Below are 20,530 nucleotides of genomic sequence, written 5' to 3' on the forward strand. Positions count from 1 at the left end.
AATATGCAAAACAGACTCTCATCCGCTCTTTTAACTCAATGCATCCAAAAATGCTTTTGCTTTTTGCAGTGTTTCCTCATATTCGGATATGATCTGAGATTCACATGTAATTCCGCCTCCTACACCTAAATTATAAATTCCTTCCTGATGTATGGCTGTCCGTATTGCAATATTCATATCACAGTCCCCATTTAATGAAAAATATCCGATAGAACCTGTGTATAGGCCTCTTTGATTGTTCTCAAGTTCTTCGATAATCTCCATAGCCCTGATTTTGGGGGCACCGGTAATGGAGCCCCCTGGAAAGGTGGCTTTAATAATATCCATGATATCAGTATTTTCTTTTAAAATACCACTGACAGTGGCAACAAGATGATGAACAGTGGCATAAGTTTCAATATGGAAGAGATCATTCACTTTTACGGAACCCGGCTTAGAGATTTTATTAAGATCATTTCGTTCTAAATCAACAATCATCAATAATTCACTTTTATCTTTTTCCGAATTTTCTAATTCCTGTTTTAATAACCAGTCTTCCTCAGGAGTCTTTCCTCTTTTTCTTGTTCCCTTTATAGGCCGTGTTACTATCCTTCTGTCTTTGACTTGAATAAAACGCTCAGGGGAAGCAGATACTACCTGAAAATTTTTATAATTTAAATATGCCGCAAAAGGCGAAGGATTATCTTTAGAAAGAATTCTATATAATTCGTAAGGAGTTTTCCCACTTTTTAAGAATAGCTGCTGTGTCATATTTGCTATATAAATATCACCTTCCACAATATATTCCATCATCTTCTCAATAGCTTTTAAATATTCTTCTTTTTTGAAATTATATTTTATATCAGGTTTCTGATATTCGGCACCGATGGAAGTATTTGTTTCTCTTCTGTTCATAATAATTTCTTCCAGCTCATCAAGCGCCTCTTTCGGGTTCTTTGTTTCTCCATTTGCAACAAGATAAACAGAATTTGTTTCATGGTTTTCAATAATAAATTCATCATAAAAGATTAAAATACTTTCTGGAATCTGATTGTTTTTCTTTCGGTCATAATCATAGGAAAAATAACCGATGGCTCCTGATATTATTGGCAATCCTGATTTATTCTCTTTAAAGTTCCTGGCAAAATACTCTTTTATGAATCCTTCAAAAGGAATATCACTTATCCTGCCATTTATAGTGAAAACCTTATCTTTCACCAGCTTAAGGTAGGGTTTACGCCCAATAATTGAGAACTGCCCTAAATGGTTCTTTAATGAGGATTCTAAGAAGACTGCATCCTCTTCCTGATGGAACAGAGGAAAAATGTCCTGTATAGGCTTATAATGTTTTAATTCCTTAATTTGAGTCATTCGTATACTCCCATATTTCACATATTTCATTAAAATTTCTTAATAGATCATGACCATAGTCAGTCAAAAGTGCCTCCGGATGAAATTGTACTCCGTATAAGGGATATTTCACATGGGATATTGCCATGACTTCCTGATCTTCAGTAACGGCATCTACAATAAATTCTTTGGAAAGTGTACTTTGATCTATCACTAAAGAATGATACCTTGTTACGTTAAATGTGGATGGAAGTCTTTTAAATAAACCCTTTCCTTCATTATGGAGGGTACATACTTTACCATGCATCGGTTTTCTTCCCTTTTTTACTGTGGCACCAAAACAATGGCCAATCACCTGATGTCCCAGACAGACTCCCAGAATAGGAATTTTTCCGGCAAAAGATTTAACTATGGATTTTGAAATAAGTGCTTGTTCAGGAGTTCCCGGACCAGGGGATATGATGATTCCTTTCAGACTTTTTATATCTATATCATGATAGTTGATATTATTTATATTTTCAACTACGATGTCATGCCCCAATTCTTCAAAATATGCTGCCAGATTATATACAAAAGAATCATTATTATCAACCATATAGTATTTCATTATATTCTCTCTTCCTTACAGAAATCTTTACTGATTTTTTAAGTCCTGCCCTATATATGTTTCTTATATTGGGAAGGGTTATGACCTTTTAATTTTTTAAATACCCTGGTAAAGTACTTTTCATCCTGAAATCCAACCAGATAGGCCACTTCATATGTTTTTAGCCGGACATCCTTTAATAGTTCACAGGCATGGTCAATACGTACTTTGTTCAGATAATTCACAAAACTATCCCCGGTTACCTGTTTAAATAAAGTGCTTAAATACCCTGATGTGATATATATTTCGTTTGCCACCGTAGATAAAGTAATGTCTTTCATATAATTTTTATTTATGTACATTTTTGCCGCATTCACAAAAGGATTTCCAGTCTGATGATTCTCCAGCTGGCCTATCATTAGACTGCACTGGCTTTTAATCCGTTTTGCCAATTCCTCTTTGCTTTTGCATTTTTGAATATTCTCCATTAACTCTAATGGCTTTCCAAAAATATCATCTGCTTTTAATCCTAAAAGGATTGTATAGTGATAAAGAGAAAGTAACATTGCGATTGCATTTTTAATAATACCATAAGTATCCTGATTCGAGGCAACCTGAAAGAATTCATCGATTCTTTGATTACATTCATCTATATCTTTCTGCTTGATTGCAGTAAATATTTTCTCCTCTATTGGAACAGGATATTCTGAATCATTAGTACCGTAAATACTATCATAAAAAATAATAAAATCCGTTCCTATAAAGTGAACCATATCCAACGCTCTTAAAGCATTCTGATAAGATTCTTTTAATCCTTTGGATCGGTTTACCACATTACCTACACCAACACTGACTGAAATAGTATAATTATTAGAAATAAAGTTTTTTACCTTTATTAAAATATCCCGTAATTTTTTCTTATCATTCTCGTCACTTCCATTGGCGATCACTATAATATTCTCTGCCACACTGCCGGCAATAGAATCAATATATCCTTCAATATAGTCAATGATTGCCTGCTGCTGGTTTCTAAAGAATAATGTATCATCCGTTGGATGAATCACAAAGCAATATGCTGTTCTCTTAATCTCATATCCTATCTTATTTACACATTCCTCCACCATCTGTTCATTGGTTGTTAATATTAAGTCAGCAATCCATTTATTTTTCACTTCATATCTGCTGGATTCCAATTCCATATTCAGCAGTTCTGTTTTCTTTGATTTTTCCAGTTCTTTAATAATTTCTTCTTTCACTTCTATGACTGCTGCCATAATATGTTCCGGTCTGCAGGGTTTTAACAAATAATTCACAGCTCCATTGGCAATTGCAGTTCTTGCATATGCAAATTCATCAAAACCACTTAACATGATTGTTTTAATCCTGAGTTTTTCCTTTTTCATTACCTCCAGGACTTCAAGTCCTGTCATAAATGGCATTCGAATATCCATTAGTACAATATCCGGTTCTAATTGATGTATTTTTTCCAGTGCCTCTTTTCCATCTTTTGCAATACCGCAGATATCCACATGAATCTTCTTCCAATCAATAACATTGCAAAGTGCATTTCTTATATTTTCCTCATCATCTGCAATTAATAATTTAATCTCTTTCATACCATCCACCCCAACTAAACTTCTTCGCTTAATACTTCAGTAATCGGTATTTCAATGACCACTCTTGTTCCTTTGTTTCTTTTACTTTGAATACTAAGTTTAAAGTCATCCTTAAATTTCAATTTAAGTCTTTCATATACATTACTAATTGCGTAACCTCCCGGAGTCTTCTTCGTATTTACGTCACCGTCTGCTTTTGATAACAGGCTCTCGACCTGTTCTTCTTTCATACCTTTTCCACTGTCAAGGATGATAAAATTTAATTTATCCCCAATTCTTTCTATGATAACTGCAACTGTTCCACAGGAACCATTCTTTTCAATCCCGTGAATAATGGAATTTTCCACAAAAGGCTGGAGAATCAGCTTGGGAACAATATAATTATTTAAGTTATTATCTACCTCAATAGAATACTCCAGCTTCTCATTAAAACGCATCTTCTGTATCATCAGATAATGGGTAACTAATTCTACTTCCTTCTCAACTGTAGTCATCCCTTGTCCTCTGTTAAGGCTTAACCGGAATATCCTTGACAAAGAATATACCATTTCTGCAATTCCATCATTGCCATCGGTCAATGCCTTCCAATAGATAGAGTCCAATGTATTATATAAAAAATGAGGATTGATCTGGGCCTGCAATGCACTTAGTTCCGCTTCCCTCTCCCGGATCTTAGAGATGTAACTGGTATCAATGAGTTCTTTCATAGTCTGTACCATATCATTATAACACAATGATACTTCACCTATTTCATCTGTGGAATTCACTTTTACCTGTTGGCTAAAATCACCTAACTGGAATTTCTTCATAGACACTGTCAATCTTTTTAAAGGTCTTGCAATGCTTCCCGACATAATGAATGAGATAGGCAGCATCAAAGAAAGTACCCCCACGATAATTAAGATAGGGACCAGTTTTACTGTACCAAGTTTATCGATCATTGTAGATCTTGGAATAATATAATAGACCTCGGAGCTATTTTCATTTATCTGGCTGAAACATATCATATAATCTTTGTATATGACACTTTTTAATTTAGCTTTCCCTTTAATCGTATTCTTTAAAGTATCGGATAAAATATATCCTTCTATTTCCTTATTAAGATTTCCTGTCTCAATGAGGGTTTCTCCATTCATACGTACTATCATGCCCTCATCTTTCGTTGTCATGGAACCCTTACAGATTTTTTCCAGATAACCGGCATTGATCCCTAATATGAGATAACCAATATTCTTTACTTCCATATGATCAATAATAACTCTGGACATCATTATCTTGCTGGATTTATTAATTTCAAAGATACTTTTATCATTCTTATCCACTCTCTGCCAAACAGCGGCACCTTTGGCTTCATCCGCTCTGTTATAAAAATTTGTTTTCATGATATCATTTATATCATTTTTTAAAACACTGGTATCCGTAGTGATATAATACGGTTCATAACCGTTATTTGTATATAGGGCGATATAACTAATATAAGACTTGGTCCCAATGATGTCCATGAAAAAATTCATGGAACTGTCTTTGGTCCAAGTCTGAGACATTTCTTCTGCCGTGCCGGCTTCACTTAATACCTTCTTCACATTTTCATTAATAGCAACATAAGTAGAGATATCTGTTACGTCTGTCTGAATGAAACTAATACTTTCATTGATCTGCCTTGCTATCTCCTGATAGGCTGACGATAAAGAATCTGTTGTTCCTTTTTGCATGGTATAATACAGGTAACCGCTCAGGAAAAGAAGAAAAGGAAGGATTGCAATATAAAGCATAAAAATAAGCTTGTATTTTATACTTAGATTCTTAAACCTCAGTTTATTCCATAAGCCGTTTGCCATACGATACCACCTTATCTTAACCTTTTACTGCTCCTACCGTAATCCCTTTGGTGATCTGTTCATTTAACAGGATGAATACCACCAGTGCCGGTAATGCCGTTAGTACCATAACTGCAAATTGTACTGCATAATTAGATGCATACTGTCCTGCAAAATTAAGAACTGAAAAAGGTAATGTTCTATATTTATCACTTTCAAGATAAGTCATTGCCATAGTAAATTCATTCCAGCTATTTAAAAAAGTCATAATAGATATAGTAATCATAGCAGGTTTCATCATTGGGAATATGATCTGGAATATGATCCTATAGATTCCACACCCATCCATAACTGCTGCTTCTTCTAATGCTTTTGGAATTCCTTCAAGAAAGCTTGACATAATAAAGATCCCCTGTGGAAGTGCAAAAGCTATGTAAGGAATTAATAAGGCAAAGATACTATCTGTTAAATTCATTTTAGAATACAATATAAAATTTGGCAATAGGGTTGCATGTATTGGGATCATCATTCCAAGAAGCAGAATTCCCATAGTCATCTTACTTAATTTCCACTTCATTCTTGTACATGCAAAAGCCACTAATAGCGAAATCATCACTGTAGCAACCACTGTTATGACATTGACAATAATACTGTTAAACAGATATTTTAATACCTTACCATCTACAAATGCTGTAACATAATTCACCCATTGAGGTGGATCAGGTATAATTAACAAATCAGAAGCAAATAAATCACCACTTTTTGCAAGTGAGAAATCAAATAACCAAATCAAAGGAAAAAGCTGTCCTATTGCAACGATTATCATAAATCCGATTAAAAAAATCCTTCCAATCTTCTTTGACCTTGTATTCTTTCCGACAAAATCCATAATTCCTCACTCCTCTCTAGTATTCTTCTGTGGATTTAAATATTTTATTTAAGATAACAGTAGCTAAAATACATACAATAACAAATATAACTGATATTGCATTTCCATATCCATATTCATAAGAACGAAATGCCTTTAAATATAAGTAGTTTGCAAGAAATTGGGTCGTATCCCCTGGTCCGCCATTGGTGAGTAAATATACCGTCTCCATCTGTTTTAATGCTGAGATGATAGCAAGTGTTACATTTACACGGATGACCGGTTTCATTAATGGCAGTGTGATATACTGATATGTTCTTAAACCAGTAGCTCCATCAATAGCTGCTGCTTCATACAATTCCTGATCAATTCCTTTTACTCCTGCATAATAAATCAGCATCCCCCAGCCAAAACCATGCCATATTAAGACAAATAAAACAGATCCCAGAGCATGATCCGGATTCAGCCATTCTGCCTGCAGATTCTCAAGGCCAATCCATTTTAATACATTATTAATTAATCCAAAATCATAATTGAATATGTAGACCCACATAGAAGCGATGACTGCAACTGAAATTACATTTGGGATAAAATAAGCTGCCCGAAAGAATTTCTCCCATTTACCTGATACTTTATCCACAAGTATTGCAAAAATCATACATATTGGATGCTGGATAAAGACAAATCCCAGACCTAGCAATAAAGCATTCCGTAAAGATTTCCAAAATGTAGGGTCATTAAAAAATAATCTTTTGTAATTCTTCATCCCAGTAAATATAGGTTCTCCCATACCTGCATACTCTGTCATTCCATAATAACCACTCATGATGATTGGTACCAATATTGCAAATGCAAACAGGATTATAGCAGGCGCGATCAATGATAAAATAATCCATTTATTACTAAATAATTTATGCATAAGTTTCCTCCACTAAGATGAATATAAGGCCTTACAAGTCACATTTTAAGGGCAAGTCGATAAAAAGCAGTAATATGATTGTTTCATTTAAACAGGCTGTTGCAGAGTATCTGATCTGCAACAGCCCCTGTATGAAATCTTAATTTACATCAATATGTATTATTGAAGAGCTTCATTTAATTTTGATACAAATGTTTCTGAGTCAATCATACCTGTTGCAAATTGCTGGCTTAGATCTTCGCTTGTTGTTTTGAATGTAGGAGTTCCACAATCGTTAATTGGTGTTCCTGAGATATTTGTTGCCTGTGATAACAGATTGGTCAATGTTTGTTGTACTTCTGTTTCATTTCCTGTCAAATACTCTTCATAACTTTGTGCAGGAATGCAGATTCCGTTCTGCCATGCTCCCTTAGCCCAGTTCTCCGGTTTATATATGTAATTTAAGAACTTGATTGCTTCTTCTTTTACAGGTGATTTTTCAGCAACTGCGTATCCGCCCCCATTCCATGCTGAAAGGTCCGTGGTTTTGGATTTTGCTCCATCAGGGGATGGTAAATTGAACGCACCAATATTATTTCTTACTTCTTCTGGAATTGCTTCATCTGTTGCCATACTCATTTCCCAGGAACCCATGTAGAACATAGCTGCTTTCCCTTGTGCAAAAAGATTTCTGGATGCACCGTAATCAGATGCAGTAAATGATTTCTGGAAGAAATCTTTACTGATTAATTCATTCATTGCGTCTGCAGCTTTCTTGAAATTTGGATCGGATAAGTCTTTTGCCCCAATTGAATTTGGTAATAAAGTATTATCTCCGGTTAATTTCATGATAAAATCTGTATACATAATAGCCAGAGGCCATTTATCTTTACCATCAATAGAACATGGAGCGATACCAAGGGCATTAAATTTATCTGCCACATCATATAATTCCTGCATAGTTGTTGGTACACTTATGCCATTGTCTGCAAATAATTTTTTATTATAGAATACTACTTGAATATCAGTATTTCTTGGTAATCCGTAAATTTTACCGTTCTTGCTGAAACCTGCAAGAGAACCTGGAATGAAATTATAGTCTGCATAATCTGCTTCGTTTAATTCAGCAAGATATCCACTATTAATTACGGGATCAATAAAGGCAGGCTGTCCCCATACGGATAACACATCAGGAAGATTATTGGAAGATGTATATGCAGTAAATTTAGTTTTATATGCCTCATCCTGTAATGCTTCAATTTCAATAGTAACATTAGGATTTTCCTGCATATATTTATCAATGATCTGTTGCTCCAAAAATCCTTGTCCAGTGGTTCTATCAGGTAAGTTCGTAAATAATTTAATCGTAACAGGTTCCGTCCCAGCCCCATCCTCTGTATTGGTCTCCTGTGTGGTTTCTTCTGATTGAACATCTGCTTCTTTGTCTGCTTTTTGTTCCGTTTTACTGCCACATGCCGTGATTGATAATATTAATGTAAACATTAAAAATAACCCAACAACTCTTTTCATTTTTCTCATAACTTTACCTCCTATTATTTGATGGTCCTATTGTAACAGGGGTATGAAAAAATAAACAGATAACAGATTTCCAATAAAGTGCATTTTTTTCGAAATTGCTTTTATACTTTTCCCCAACTACTGTAATCATGAAAAATCAATGATTCCGGTAGTAATTCCTCCAGGAATCACCAGATCTGCCACTTGTCCATTCAGACGAAGTGCCACATTCACATCTTTGTTAGAGCAGTTTAAGAATACTAAGATGATTGAACCATCCTCATTTTTCATTGCCGTTATTTCAATGTTGCCGGTGTATTTTGTAAAGGCAATGCGCTTTGCACCAGGTTTAATATATTTGCTGAAATGTCCAATATAGGTATAGGATAAATTTTTCTGTATTTCACCGGTTATTGTATTGCACATAATCGGTGCATCACAATAATTTCCCACATGATTTGGACCGCCTTTTTCATCTAACAGAATGTTCCAATCAATAAAAGCAGTCATACCGCCATTGATGTTTCCAATAATGTCATGGGCATACATCTGGGCATTCTCAAGCTGACTTGCTCCTCCAAAACGGCTGTATTCAACACAACCTTCTGTAAAAATCAATTCTTTTCCAGGATATATTTCTTTTACCAGACCGATTGCTTCAAAATGGTCGCCACTATACCAGTGAAATGCAATTCCTGATACCATTTTATCTGTCTCTTCATCAATAATTGCCTGAGCACGTTCAAACATTCTTTCTTTATTATGATCCCAGATATTTATCTTAATATCTTCAAGACCGTTCTTTACAAGAGAAGGATATAAAAAATCGCGTAAGAAAACTTTTTCCTCTTCTTCGCTGTAAACACAGGAATCCCAGGTCTGAGTTGCATTCGGTTCATTCTGTATGGTAATACGGTCTATTTGAAATCCCCTTTTTTGGTATTCTTTAATATACCGGCAGATATATTCTGCCCAGAATTCCCTGTACTCCTCTTTTAATTTGCCGCCTCCCTTTTTATTATTATTTGTTTTCATAAAAGAAGGAGGTGACCAGGGACTTAACATAATACTTAAAGGCTCTCCATGTTTTTTCTCTGCTTCTTTTAGTAAAGGAATAATATATTCTTCATCTCTCTCTAGAGAGAAGGACTCCATCCCGGTATCCTCCGGATCACTCATAGCTTCATAACAACCCAGGGAAAAGTCACAGCTGTCAATATGGCAGCGTGCCATATTATAGTTGTTGCCGCTTTTTCCGAAATAGCTCTCAAGGATATCTAATTTAACTTCTTCATTCATTTTAGAGTAAGTGTATCCTGCGGCTTCTGTGATTGCACCTCCAAAACCATGAAAAGTCTGATATTCCACCTGTGGATAAATGTTCACTGCCTGCATCTCGATCCCATTATCCATAGTAAAATCAGTTATACTTTCCTCTTTCTTCAATTCACTTGATTCATATTTTGTAGTAATTAATTTAATATTCTTTGGTTTCATGATGTCTCCTCCTTAAATCTATATTTCATTTTGATTCTGCCATAATTTCACCAGCTGGTTCCATTATGGCAGGCTTATTAATATAGAAACAGATAACAAATTATCAATAAGGTGTAATTATTTTGAATATTTATCCTATTCATTTAAAATACTTTATTTTTACTATGACCTTCTTACTTATTTCACTAAATTAAATTGAATCCAGTCAATCTGCATACCCGGTTTTACAAAATCCAGTTTTAATTCATAGAACCCTTCTTCCAGCTCAATTTTAATGAGCTTTTGGGTAATCCATCTGCCATCTGTTCCACTGGTCTGAATGGTAACCATAAATTCATCATTTAAAATAACATTACAGGTTGTTTGGGATAAATTGGTATCGGGAGACATAATGTTTACAATAATGCCATACACTCCTGCCTTTGATACTTCTATGGATACAGAGGATTTTTCCTTTACTGCTATTTTGGAATCATCATACAAATGCTGTATTTCTTTTGCTAAAAGTTCCTTTCTGGCTTTATATTTCGTTACTATTTCTCTTGTCTCCTGTTTTCTAAAGAATACAGGTGCCTCCATTAAGAAACGACAAATATTCATGGCGCTGCGTTGTAATTCTCCTATGGTTAAAGAACCATTTTCCAGTGATCTTATTGTATTGTCATCTCCAGAATTAATTTCTGCCCCATTATTGTTTATAACCATATATAGATCATTCTGAGCCCGTACCATATGGTTGGTACTTTTTGTATCTTCAGGACCTCCGGTTATAACATCATTCATTTTTGCCCACCAGTCGGTCATAACGATCCCTTTAAATCCCCATTCTTTGCGAAGAATGGTTGTATTCAGATCATAATTTGATGCTGCATAGTGCCCATTAATAGGGTTGTAAGATGTCATAACAGAATTTGCATTGCTCTGTTTGACAGCTATTTCAAATCCTTTCAGATAGATTTCTCTAAGGGCACGTTCTGAAACTATTGCATCCACCACAGAACGGGCTTTCTCCTGATTGTTGCATGCAAAATGTTTTAGGGTTGCATTCGATCCTCCCTTCATAATGCCGCGTACTACTGCTGATGCAAAAACTCCGGTAACCAGTGGATCTTCGGAATAATATTCAAAGTTACGTCCATTTAGGGGATTCCGGTGAATATTTAGTCCAGGTCCAAGAAGAATGTCAATATGATTACTTAATAATTCTCTACCCTCCATTTCATATAATTCTTCTACCAGATTTTTATCCCAGGTAGCTGCAAGCAATGTTCCAATTGGGAGCTGGGTTGCTTTTAATCCGCTTTCCATACGAATACCGGAAGGGCCATCTGCAGTACATCCAATAGGAATTCCATAATCAAAAAGGCTGTCTCCCACTCCTCCAAAGGCAGATGCTGTTCCTGGAGTTACTTTAGGGCTGCTCATACCTTCTGCTCTTACAATAGTTGCAAGTTCCTCATTGGTAAGCTGTGCAATGAATTCTTCCATATTCGCTTTTTTCTCATACACATCCCTTAATTTAATCCCTTGATTCCCTGTTTGTCTTATTGTTTTAGGCTGATTCTCTTCAATACGTTCTTTCAGGGAAATGGTCTGTATTGGAACTTCTCCATATATAACTTCATACGTACCATTCACTTTCCTCTCACCAGTAGTGATTCTCATAAAGCTTTCTACAGGTGCCAAGGCTTGCTCTAATTGCTCTATTACTCTGGTTTCTTCCACATGATAAACAGCTTTTTCATCTATCTCGATTTTTACTATATTTCTTACACTATTTCCAAGATAGATATGATAATCCCCTTTTTCAAGGACATAGGAGGAAGGATACCCTGTAATCCCGCTATCATCATAAGAAGCCATATCATTTACCTGGAAACATAGAGTAATATTTTGTGATTCTCCCGGTTGCAGCGTTTTTGTTTTTTCAAATGCCCCTAACTCTTTTACCGGTTTTCCTAATTTTCCTTGTGGTGCTTCATAATAGACTTGAACAACTTCCTTTCCCGGAAATTGTTTCCCAATGTTGGTCACTTCTGCCTCAAGTTGAATATATTCTTTACTCTCTTTCGTAATAATCTTTACTTCTTTGGGTCTGATATTAAAGTCAGTATAAGACAACCCATATCCAAACTCAAATTGCACCTTTTCCGGGCAGAATGTCTCAAAATATCGATATCCTACATAGATATCTTCCTGATAATAATTTTTATTCTCTCCACCATAATTACTGGTGGATGGATAATCTTTTATGGAGTATGCAATTGTATCTGTTAATTTTCCACCAGGTGTTATAACGCCTGTTAATACATCTGCTGCTGCATTCCCACCTTCGATTCCCCCCTGCCATACATAAATGACTCCTTTTAGAGAATTCTGATAACTGGCATTATTCATCCAGTTCATATCAATAATCCCGGCTACATTTAATACCACCACTACCTGCTCAAAATGTTTGCAGACCATCTCAAGCATATCTTTTTCTTCCTGGGTCAACTGATAGCTTCCTGGGATGTCTGCATTGTCTTTATCCTCTCCTGCGGTACGTCCAATCACTACAATTCCTTTTTCTGATTTAGCCCTCGCCTCTATTACAATCTCTTCTGGCAAAAACATCTCCTTCTGATTCCAAGGCTCTGCTGCCCAGCCTCCTCCTCCGTTATCAAAAGGATTTTCTCCGATCCAATCTTCATAAATCTTTGCCAGTTCTTCATTCACCTTTATTTTTTTACCATTCCTAAGTCCATCTAAAAGATTGGTTGTATATTCAACATTGACTGCTCCACCTGAACCTGTACCGCTTCTATAATAATTAATCTGTGTTCTTCCAAATACAGAAATTATTTCTCCTTCCCCAATTGGCAATATTTGATCGTCATTCTTTAATAACACTGCCCCTTCTGCTGCCACTTTTCTGGAAAACTCTGCAAACCCTTTTAATGGTATACCAACTTTTTGTTCATTCACTTTTACCTACCTCCAACTATAAGAATGATATTATTATAGCGAATGAAATAAAACTATGATATAATTTCTCTACACAAAAATATAAATATTTTGTCATGGAAGGAGTCTGCAATGAATTATCCTGAACAGAAAAGAGAAATCATCAATGGAATTCCATATGACTACCTGTGCCACATTCAGGAGGTCACTGGTCCAGGAAATGTATACCCGGCCCATTATCATAGTTATATTGAAATATTATACTGTATCTCCGGTACTTATGACGTTCTCTTAAATGGAAAGCATCATAAATTTACAGAGGGGGATATGACATTAATTAATTCCAAAGAAGTTCATCAAATAAATTCTCAATCTCCCACTGGAGGGCAGTATATTGTTCTTCGCTTTGAACCTGAAATTATTTATAATAGTATGTTTCATAATTATCTGGAATTAAAATATGTGCTTCCCTTTGTTTTAGAAAGCTCTAACCATCAGAAAATAATTGAAAAAAAAGATATTCAGTCCACTTTTATCCCTGAACTTTTTTATGAAATATTAAAGGAATTTGAAACGGAAGGTTATGGATATGAACTGGCAGTCAAAAACCACATTGGTAGGATCTTTCTTTGGATCTTACGTTATTTCCACGAAAAAGGTGTTGATTTTACCATATCTGAGGATACCTATGACGACCTTATAAAACGCTTGCAGCCTTCCCTTGATTATGTGCTTGAGCATTATGATGAAGAGATAAAAGCAACAGATATGGCTGATTTATGCAATATGAGCTACAGCTATTTCTCCAGGGTTTTTAACCGTCAGATGAATATGAATTTTAATGAATATCTAAACCATGTACGAATTATGGAAGCCGAGAAATTATTAGTCTCCACAACTATGAATATAACAGAGATTTCGGTAGCTGTAGGTTTTAATACTACCAGTTATTTTATAAAACTTTTTAAATCTTGTAAAAATATCTCACCGAAGCATTTCCGAAAAGAATTTGTAATCTCTCGTGATTCTAAATAAATGCAAAACAGGGTTATTGCAAAATATATATTCATCTTAAATTACCAAGATGCTTATTTTGTAATAACCCTTTATGTAACTGTTTATTCCTTATAATTTAAATTGTCCCGTTAATTTTTCAAGATCAATTGCAATTTCCTGCAATTCACTTGCTGACCGGGAAATACTTCCCATATTGGCTAATTGCTGTTCCAGGGAAGAATATATCTCCTGGTTAAAGGAAGAGGACTCTTGAGAGATAGCGGAAATATTTTCAATGGCACCTACTACTTCATTTTTATCACCATTTACTTTCGTAATGCCATCAATCAATACTTGTATTTCTTCAATAATACCGGCTACTGTACCATCAATGGTTTCAAAAGCTTCTCCTGTTTCCTGGGAAACTAACGTAGTTTTGTCCATAACCTCTGAACTTTGTTCCATATAATTTTGGGTTGTAGATATAGTAGTACTAATTTCTTGTATAATATTCTCTATCCCTGATATGGAATTTGTGGTCTGTTCAGATAACTTACTGATTTCATCTGCAACTACTGCAAATCCCTTTCCATGTTCACCGGCTCTTGCGCTTTCAATTGCTGCATTTAACGCAAGCAGATTGGTTTCTTCTGCCACATTCTTTATAACAGTAGTAATTTGTGTGATAGCTTCTGATTTTGAACTAAGCATATCTATCATTTCTTTTATTTGTGATGTCATCCTAACATTATCAATGATTGCATGTTGAAGATCTTGTATTCTTTCTGTACCCAGTTGATTCGCATTCCTTGTCTTTTGTATACTTTCTTTCATCATATCAGCTCTATGGGAAATGATATCTATTTCCTGAGCCAGCATATTTAATACTTCCAGTCCCTCTTGTGAATTGGCAGCTAAATTAGCAGATCCAATGGAAAGTTCTTCTGAAGCTTTTGATATCCCCTCGGATGCGTTCGATGTCTCTTCTATGGCTGATGCAAGATTTTGTGAACTTTTTGAAACCTGATTGGAATTCTTTTGTATATCCCCAACCATTCCCTTTAAAGTTTCCCTCATATGTTCCATGGCAACACACATCTCTCCGATTTCATCTTTGCTCTTATGTTCAAACCTTCCGGTAAAATCTCCCTCTGCAAAAGTTTTAAGCCTTTTTGACATCATTGTAATCGGTCTGATAATATTTCTTGCCACTACAGTTCCTATCACTATTGCAAGAATCATAATAATTACAGATATAATGATTGTTTCAATCACAGACTGTGTTATTTGACCATACATACCTTTGAGTGAAATTCCAAGATTTAATGCTCCTGATAATTCTTCGTTATAAACAAAGTCTGTTGAAATATTATATACTTTTTCCCCATCAGATGTTTCTAAAATATGTCCTACTGTTTTTTGCTGGTTTACTACTTCAGACACATCACCTTCTGAGGTCGCTGCTGAAACCCCGTCGGCAGTATTGTCATCTGATGCCTCTTTAATTTCACTGTTGTCTGAAACAATAACCATTGAGTTTTCATCTGAAAGAGAAATATACTCAATATTTTCATTACTCTCCTGTTTAATTTCTTTAAAAATATCCTGAAGTTCCTTAATATTCGTAATATTATTCTTACTGATCTCTCTTTTAATACTGGTAATCAATGTCCTCCCATCACTTTCCATTTGATTTGTAACCGCATTTTGAAGCATATAATAGGACAACCCTGTAAACGACACCGTACAAATAAATATAAGTAAGATAATGACTGTAAGAATTTTTTTGGTTAATGAGTTTATCATTTGTTCTGTCTCCCCGTTTTCTGCATTTTTCTATGTTTTTTTACATATTAATACATTATAAACTATTTTGATTTTAAAGTAAATAGTTTGATAGTCCAATAATCCTATCGTGACTTTTTGCCCTGTACTTTAACTTTACAACTTGCAGTAGCTCCACTCTTCATAGTAATAGTTATGGTAGCAGTTCCTGCTGCAATACCTTTGATTTTCCCTTTTTTATCAACGGTTGCGACTTTCTTATTGGAACTGTTCCACTTTCTGACTGTGTCACCTGAGGGATATCTGGATGACAATTTCAAGCTTGTGGTTGTTTTCTGCACTTGTAATGTAATGCTGGCCTTATTAAATTTTACTTCTGCTACTGTAATTTTACAGATTGCTTTTTGTCCACTTTTAGATATTGCTGTAATGGTGGCAATTCCTTTTCCTTTCGCCGTTACTTTTCCATTTTTGTCAACAGAAGCTACTTTTTTATTGCTGGACTTCCATGTGACACTTTTGTTTTCCCCATTCTTTGGAGTATATGCGACTGTCAGCTTTAAAGTTTTGCCTTTGGCGATGGTAGCAGATGTCTTTGATAGTTTAATGGTAGTGACCGGATCTGTTACTGTATCAGGAACTACAGGTGCCGGTATATCATTCCGTGGATTTGTTGGTCCAGGGGTTGGACCAGGTGCCGTCCCCTTTCTCACAAGTCCTTTTACTGCTGCTTCCAATTTTACCATCGCTTCTTCTGCTTCCTGCCTGCTTGCCTTTTCGTCTATAAGGATACTTTTAGCTCTGTTTAACCCATCTACGAACATTTTCCAGGATGCTGCAGTGTACTGTGCCTCCTTCAAATCACTAACTTCTGCAATTTTCTTTTCTAAAACAAATTTTACATCTTCAACAGAATCTGAAGGCTGCTTTCCTTCTTTTATTCCATCAATTAGTGTTGCAACACCGTTTTGATATTTAAGAATAAACTCTCTGGCATATCCTTTTCCCCCCACGCCGGTACTGATTCCATTTCCAGTACCATTTACGATACTGTTTATCCCAACCAGAGGGCCATCTCCATTTGCAATTTCTACAATACAGGCATTTTCTACAATTACATTCTCTTTATTTGGAACCTCAATTGCATTATCCAAAAATATACTGGCACCATTAGTATTAATAAGTACATCATATACACCAAGTCCCACTGCATAATGGGTTTCTACTCTGTTAGCAACTTTATATGCAGCATAACCTTTTACTGTACCGTCATGGCTCATCCATTCCTCTTGGTTCTGTGGATCATAAGGTGTCTCATATTGATAGAAGTACATACGTCCGCCGTTACCGTTCCACAATGTGGTATACTCTTGGAAATGTTCATTAAACAGACCGTACATAGTCATATCATCTCCATTGACAAGAAGTCCGTTTCTTGACTTATTCAAATCCCATGCCACCCCATCACCGTGATCTGCCCTCCAGATCCAGAAATGGTCACCAATAACATCATCGCTGTTTATTTCCAGTGCAATATCTGCAGATGCAACGCCTCCATGGACACCTCCTACTCTAAAGAATAAGTCGGATAATAGGATTGGATTGGAAGAATGATCTTTGCTGCTTCCTTTTTCTCCAACCAATAACAGGTGATCGGAATAGGTTCCTGCATCAAAAATGATTCCTGCAATAGTAACACCATCCACATCATTAACGATCATTGCTGCTTTGCTATTGGTTGGTATAATGGTTGCAAGACCAATGCCCAGAATAATGGTATTTGGATTCTTTACAACAATCGGCTCTTGTGCATAATAGATACCAGGTGTCATTAAAATATGTTTTCCGGCTTCTAAAGCTGCATTAATGGTTGCTCCATTGTCTACATCTGGTTTTGCAATATAAAACTGGTCAAGGCTTAAAGACTCTCCTGCTCCTATATTGCCTTCTGACCAGGTTACACCTATGGAATCCTTACGGACAGATGGAACAAATATCTTATACTCATCATTATCCAAATATAAAAATGGCTTCTCCCTGATAATCGGAGTCGTTTCGATATTCGTATAATTGTTGCCTCCCTGACCTAATTCCCAGTTATTTTCCGGTGCACCAGCTACTCCCTGGAAGAATCCATTCCAGTTGACTCCATAAAAACCTGCCTCTAAATTACAGTTTCTGGTATAATACTGCTGTTGTGAATAAGAACCTGCTTCTTTATGAAAGATACTATCGGCTGCATAACCGCCGCTTGCCCATCCATAATACCAGTCAAAAACAGATCTGCGTTCTATATTCATACGTCTAAGGGGCGCTGCTTGAGAAACTCCCCACTTAAAGTTGAAATATAGATCTTCATTATTATCCGTATCTATAATACTGAGATTTTCTGCAGAACGCCAAAAATTACAGGTTGCATTATTGTTAGGTAAATATGCAGGTGTTTCTATATTTTTAATTTTGGTTTCAAGAGGTGTTTTACCAAGACCTGCTATATGTGTGTAAAAACCGATCTGCATCATGGAGGTATCTGTATAATCACCTGGTTTAAACATTAGTGCATAACGTTCCGGTCCAAATTGCTCATTTTTCTGGATCTCATAAATTCTTGCCACTTCCTTATCTATTAATGCTGTGTCATCTGTCTTTGAAAAGAAAATCATATTTTTCCCGAAGGTTTTTATTTCTAACGATATCGGTTCTGACTCATTACTCTTACCATATATATTACTTGCTATAATTTTATAATAATTTGCATATTTATCACTATTTGGAGCCGTATCAATATATTCTTCCATATCTGTTGTACCAATTAACATATATGGGGCAAATTTACTGGATGCCTTGTAGATTTCATAATTTTCTGCTGCATCGTCTGCTTTCCAGGTCAGCTTCATGCTATTGCCATCTTGTTGGATATCCAGCTCCTTTGGTATCTCAGGGCGGTTTCCTGCCAGAGTGGTGACAGAATATTCCCTTCCTTGTGAAAAAGAATCATTTCCATTTACAGTATAAATAACATAATAATATGTTGTATTAAATCCAAGACCAGTATCTGTAAAAGTAGTATTGACCGTTTCATTTCCTACCTTTATATAATTTCCATTGCTGCTGTCAGCACGCCATATTTCGTACCCGGTAAAGATAGTATTTTCTACCTGCTCCCAGGTAAGTGTTATGGAGGTTCCTTCTATATTTTCTGCTTTAACCTTTGTTACCTTTTTCGGCGGTGTCTGGGTATGAATAATAAACTTTTCATTCTCTGTAAGAATTCCTTCATAAGGAGTTACAAGCTTTTGATTTTGAACCGTAAGATAAGCTCCGGTAGCATTATTTTTAAACGCTACTGTTCCATCTCCCTGTGGTTCCATGGTAACAGATTCCCAACCCGTTGGCTGCTGCCTGTTAATTTGGAATACTGAATTACTCGTGGCTTTCCACATGGTATTATACTGCTTTGATTGGAAATTAATTACCGGAGCGTTATTAAATGCCCCATAGTAAGCAGTAAACTTCCCATTATCCGGAATTGTATCTGTTTGTGAAAGACTTACATCAATGGAATGATCATTTATACCATCCACTGTAACTAACTTTCCTGTTCCCTTGTGCTCTATGTAAACCTCTGCATTCACTTCTTCCTCTGGTTCATATTTTGCTTCAACAATGATAAATTGTTCCCCTTCTCCAGATACTTCATTTGTAACCATCAGACGATTATCAGTACCGACCGTCAGATATTTCTGTAATCTGCCATCCTTAATTGCCACAATACCATTTCCCAAATCGTATAAATAGAATGCTTCCCATCCACTGACCTCTGTTTTTACAGGTTGATTTGTATTAATGATATCTTCACCGGAAATATTCTCTGATTTAAGCATCCTCCATCCGTTTCCTTTGGATGAGAAACTTACCTGGGTATTATTTTGTGGATTCTTTCTCATTTGAAAAAGTGCCATATTAGATAAATTGTTTCCATTATTTTCGATGATTTCCCCATCTGCGGTAACTGCCTGATGATTATCACCTGTTACCTGAATTGCTTTTTTTGTCTTTACGGACACAATGTATGTATAAGCATCATTAGGTTCATAATTTACATCACCCAATGGTGCTTTTGTTTCTTCTATTGCTTTTATCTCTTCTGTTTCCGTTCCTTCCATTACCTGATCACTTTCTGGTATCTTTATTTCTTCCGCCTCTTCTGTTTGTTCAGATACTTCTACTTCTTCTGATTCTTCTGTTGTATTGTCTGCTGGTACTTCTGCTGCAAAAGAAAAGTCAGCAGATGTTGTACAAAGCATACATGCTATTAAAATAATTGATAAAACTTTCTGAAACTTTTTAAACATAGAATCTCCTTCTCCTCTCTGAATATTTCATGATTTCATGATCATTAATAAAATGTTTAAAATCCTCCTTTCTCAATAACCTTGTTCAAAATTGCAACAGTATTTTTCTTAATACTGTTCAACGCTTAATATAAATACCATTTTTTTACATTTTGCTCTAATTGATACTATCATTTATAGAGCAACGTTAAAAGGTATCAATTTACGAATTTAGTAAATTATTTACGAATCTATGGAGCTTTAATCCTTACACTACAAAAGGGAACTGTTATAAAACAATTCCCTTTATAAAAAAAGAAACTATATTTTCTCAAAATAT

Annotated in this window: 12 protein-coding genes; 1 reads left to right on the forward strand and 11 read right to left on the reverse strand. The window is 35.5% G+C overall.

Annotation, left to right across the window (positions count from 1 at the left end):
* Positions 1–30: 30 nt before the first annotated feature.
* The 9 genes from pabB to EDD66_RS11210 all read right to left on the reverse strand — a co-directional run bounded on the left by pabB (position 31) and on the right by EDD66_RS11210 (position 13,096).
* Positions 31–1,350 carry an aminodeoxychorismate synthase component I gene (pabB, locus tag EDD66_RS11170; protein ID WP_123609670.1) on the reverse strand — a complete coding sequence of 440 codons (1,320 nt, stop codon included), beginning with the start codon at positions 1,348–1,350 and terminating at the stop codon, positions 31–33.
* Positions 1,337–1,936, reverse strand: coding sequence for an anthranilate synthase component II (locus EDD66_RS11175; protein WP_123609671.1), 600 nt, complete (start codon positions 1,934–1,936; stop codon positions 1,337–1,339). Before EDD66_RS11175 ends, pabB begins: the two co-directional genes overlap by 14 nt.
* Before the next feature lie 50 nt (positions 1,937–1,986).
* Positions 1,987–3,531: a response regulator gene (locus EDD66_RS11180; RefSeq protein WP_123609672.1), complete on the reverse strand. Its 1,545-nt coding sequence runs from the start codon at positions 3,529–3,531 to the stop codon at positions 1,987–1,989.
* A gap of 14 nt (positions 3,532–3,545) precedes the next feature.
* Entirely contained in the window at positions 3,546–5,369 is a 1,824-nt protein-coding gene (locus EDD66_RS11185; RefSeq protein ID WP_123609673.1) for a sensor histidine kinase, read from the reverse strand.
* 16 nt (positions 5,370–5,385) lie between these two features.
* Entirely contained in the window at positions 5,386–6,237 is an 852-nt protein-coding gene (locus EDD66_RS11190) for a carbohydrate ABC transporter permease (protein ID WP_123609674.1), read from the reverse strand.
* Between the two features lie 16 nt (positions 6,238–6,253).
* Complete coding sequence (locus EDD66_RS11195) at positions 6,254–7,135, reverse strand: carbohydrate ABC transporter permease (protein WP_123609675.1); 882 nt, start codon at positions 7,133–7,135, stop codon at positions 6,254–6,256.
* A gap of 159 nt (positions 7,136–7,294) precedes the next feature.
* Complete coding sequence (locus EDD66_RS11200; RefSeq protein WP_243115343.1) at positions 7,295–8,653, reverse strand: ABC transporter substrate-binding protein; 1,359 nt, start codon at positions 8,651–8,653, stop codon at positions 7,295–7,297.
* 126 nt (positions 8,654–8,779) lie between these two features.
* Complete coding sequence (locus EDD66_RS11205; RefSeq protein WP_123609676.1) at positions 8,780–10,129, reverse strand: glycoside hydrolase family 30 protein; 1,350 nt, start codon at positions 10,127–10,129, stop codon at positions 8,780–8,782.
* 177 nt (positions 10,130–10,306) lie between these two features.
* Positions 10,307–13,096 (reverse strand): glycoside hydrolase family 3 C-terminal domain-containing protein, encoded by a 2,790-nt coding sequence (locus tag EDD66_RS11210; RefSeq protein WP_123609677.1) that lies wholly within the window; start codon positions 13,094–13,096, stop codon positions 10,307–10,309.
* Positions 13,097–13,207: 111 nt separating this feature from the next.
* Here EDD66_RS11210 and EDD66_RS11215 point away from each other — a divergent pair, with 111 nt between their 5' ends.
* The gene (locus tag EDD66_RS11215; RefSeq protein ID WP_123609678.1) at positions 13,208–14,110 is read left to right on the forward strand and encodes a helix-turn-helix domain-containing protein; all 903 of its coding nucleotides are present in this window, start codon (positions 13,208–13,210) and stop codon (positions 14,108–14,110) included.
* A gap of 90 nt (positions 14,111–14,200) precedes the next feature.
* On the opposite strand, the gene EDD66_RS11220 is transcribed toward EDD66_RS11215, so the two are convergent.
* Positions 14,201–15,877 carry a methyl-accepting chemotaxis protein gene (locus EDD66_RS11220; RefSeq protein WP_123609679.1) on the reverse strand — a complete coding sequence of 559 codons (1,677 nt, stop codon included), beginning with the start codon at positions 15,875–15,877 and terminating at the stop codon, positions 14,201–14,203.
* 104 nt (positions 15,878–15,981) lie between these two features.
* Positions 15,982–20,211 carry an Ig-like domain-containing protein gene (locus EDD66_RS11225; protein ID WP_123609680.1) on the reverse strand — a complete coding sequence of 1,410 codons (4,230 nt, stop codon included), beginning with the start codon at positions 20,209–20,211 and terminating at the stop codon, positions 15,982–15,984.
* Positions 20,212–20,530 lie beyond the last annotated feature (319 nt).

This window comes from Mobilisporobacter senegalensis (assembly GCF_003752155.1).
Lineage (GTDB): Bacteria > Bacillota > Clostridia > Lachnospirales > Lachnospiraceae > Mobilisporobacter > Mobilisporobacter senegalensis.

What these genes read in the sequence shown, in the direction of transcription:
- EDD66_RS11185 (WP_123609673.1), bottom strand. Translation starts at nt 5,369, where the DNA reads ATGGCAAACGGCTTATGGAATAAACTGAGGTTTAAGAATCTAAGTATA.
- EDD66_RS11190 (WP_123609674.1), bottom strand. Translation starts at nt 6,237, where the DNA reads ATGGATTTTGTCGGAAAGAATACAAGGTCAAAGAAGATTGGAAGGATT.
- pabB (WP_123609670.1), bottom strand. Translation starts at nt 1,350, where the DNA reads ATGACTCAAATTAAGGAATTAAAACATTATAAGCCTATACAGGACATT.
- EDD66_RS11195 (WP_123609675.1), bottom strand. Translation starts at nt 7,135, where the DNA reads ATGCATAAATTATTTAGTAATAAATGGATTATTTTATCATTGATCGCG.
- EDD66_RS11175 (WP_123609671.1), bottom strand. Translation starts at nt 1,936, where the DNA reads ATGAAATACTATATGGTTGATAATAATGATTCTTTTGTATATAATCTG.
- EDD66_RS11225 (WP_123609680.1), bottom strand. Translation starts at nt 20,211, where the DNA reads ATGTTTAAAAAGTTTCAGAAAGTTTTATCAATTATTTTAATAGCATGT.
- EDD66_RS11215 (WP_123609678.1), top strand. Translation starts at nt 13,208, where the DNA reads ATGAATTATCCTGAACAGAAAAGAGAAATCATCAATGGAATTCCATAT.
- EDD66_RS11200 (WP_243115343.1), bottom strand. Translation starts at nt 8,653, where the DNA reads ATGAGAAAAATGAAAAGAGTTGTTGGGTTATTTTTAATGTTTACATTA.
- EDD66_RS11205 (WP_123609676.1), bottom strand. Translation starts at nt 10,129, where the DNA reads ATGAAACCAAAGAATATTAAATTAATTACTACAAAATATGAATCAAGT.
- EDD66_RS11180 (WP_123609672.1), bottom strand. Translation starts at nt 3,531, where the DNA reads ATGAAAGAGATTAAATTATTAATTGCAGATGATGAGGAAAATATAAGA.
- EDD66_RS11220 (WP_123609679.1), bottom strand. Translation starts at nt 15,877, where the DNA reads ATGATAAACTCATTAACCAAAAAAATTCTTACAGTCATTATCTTACTT.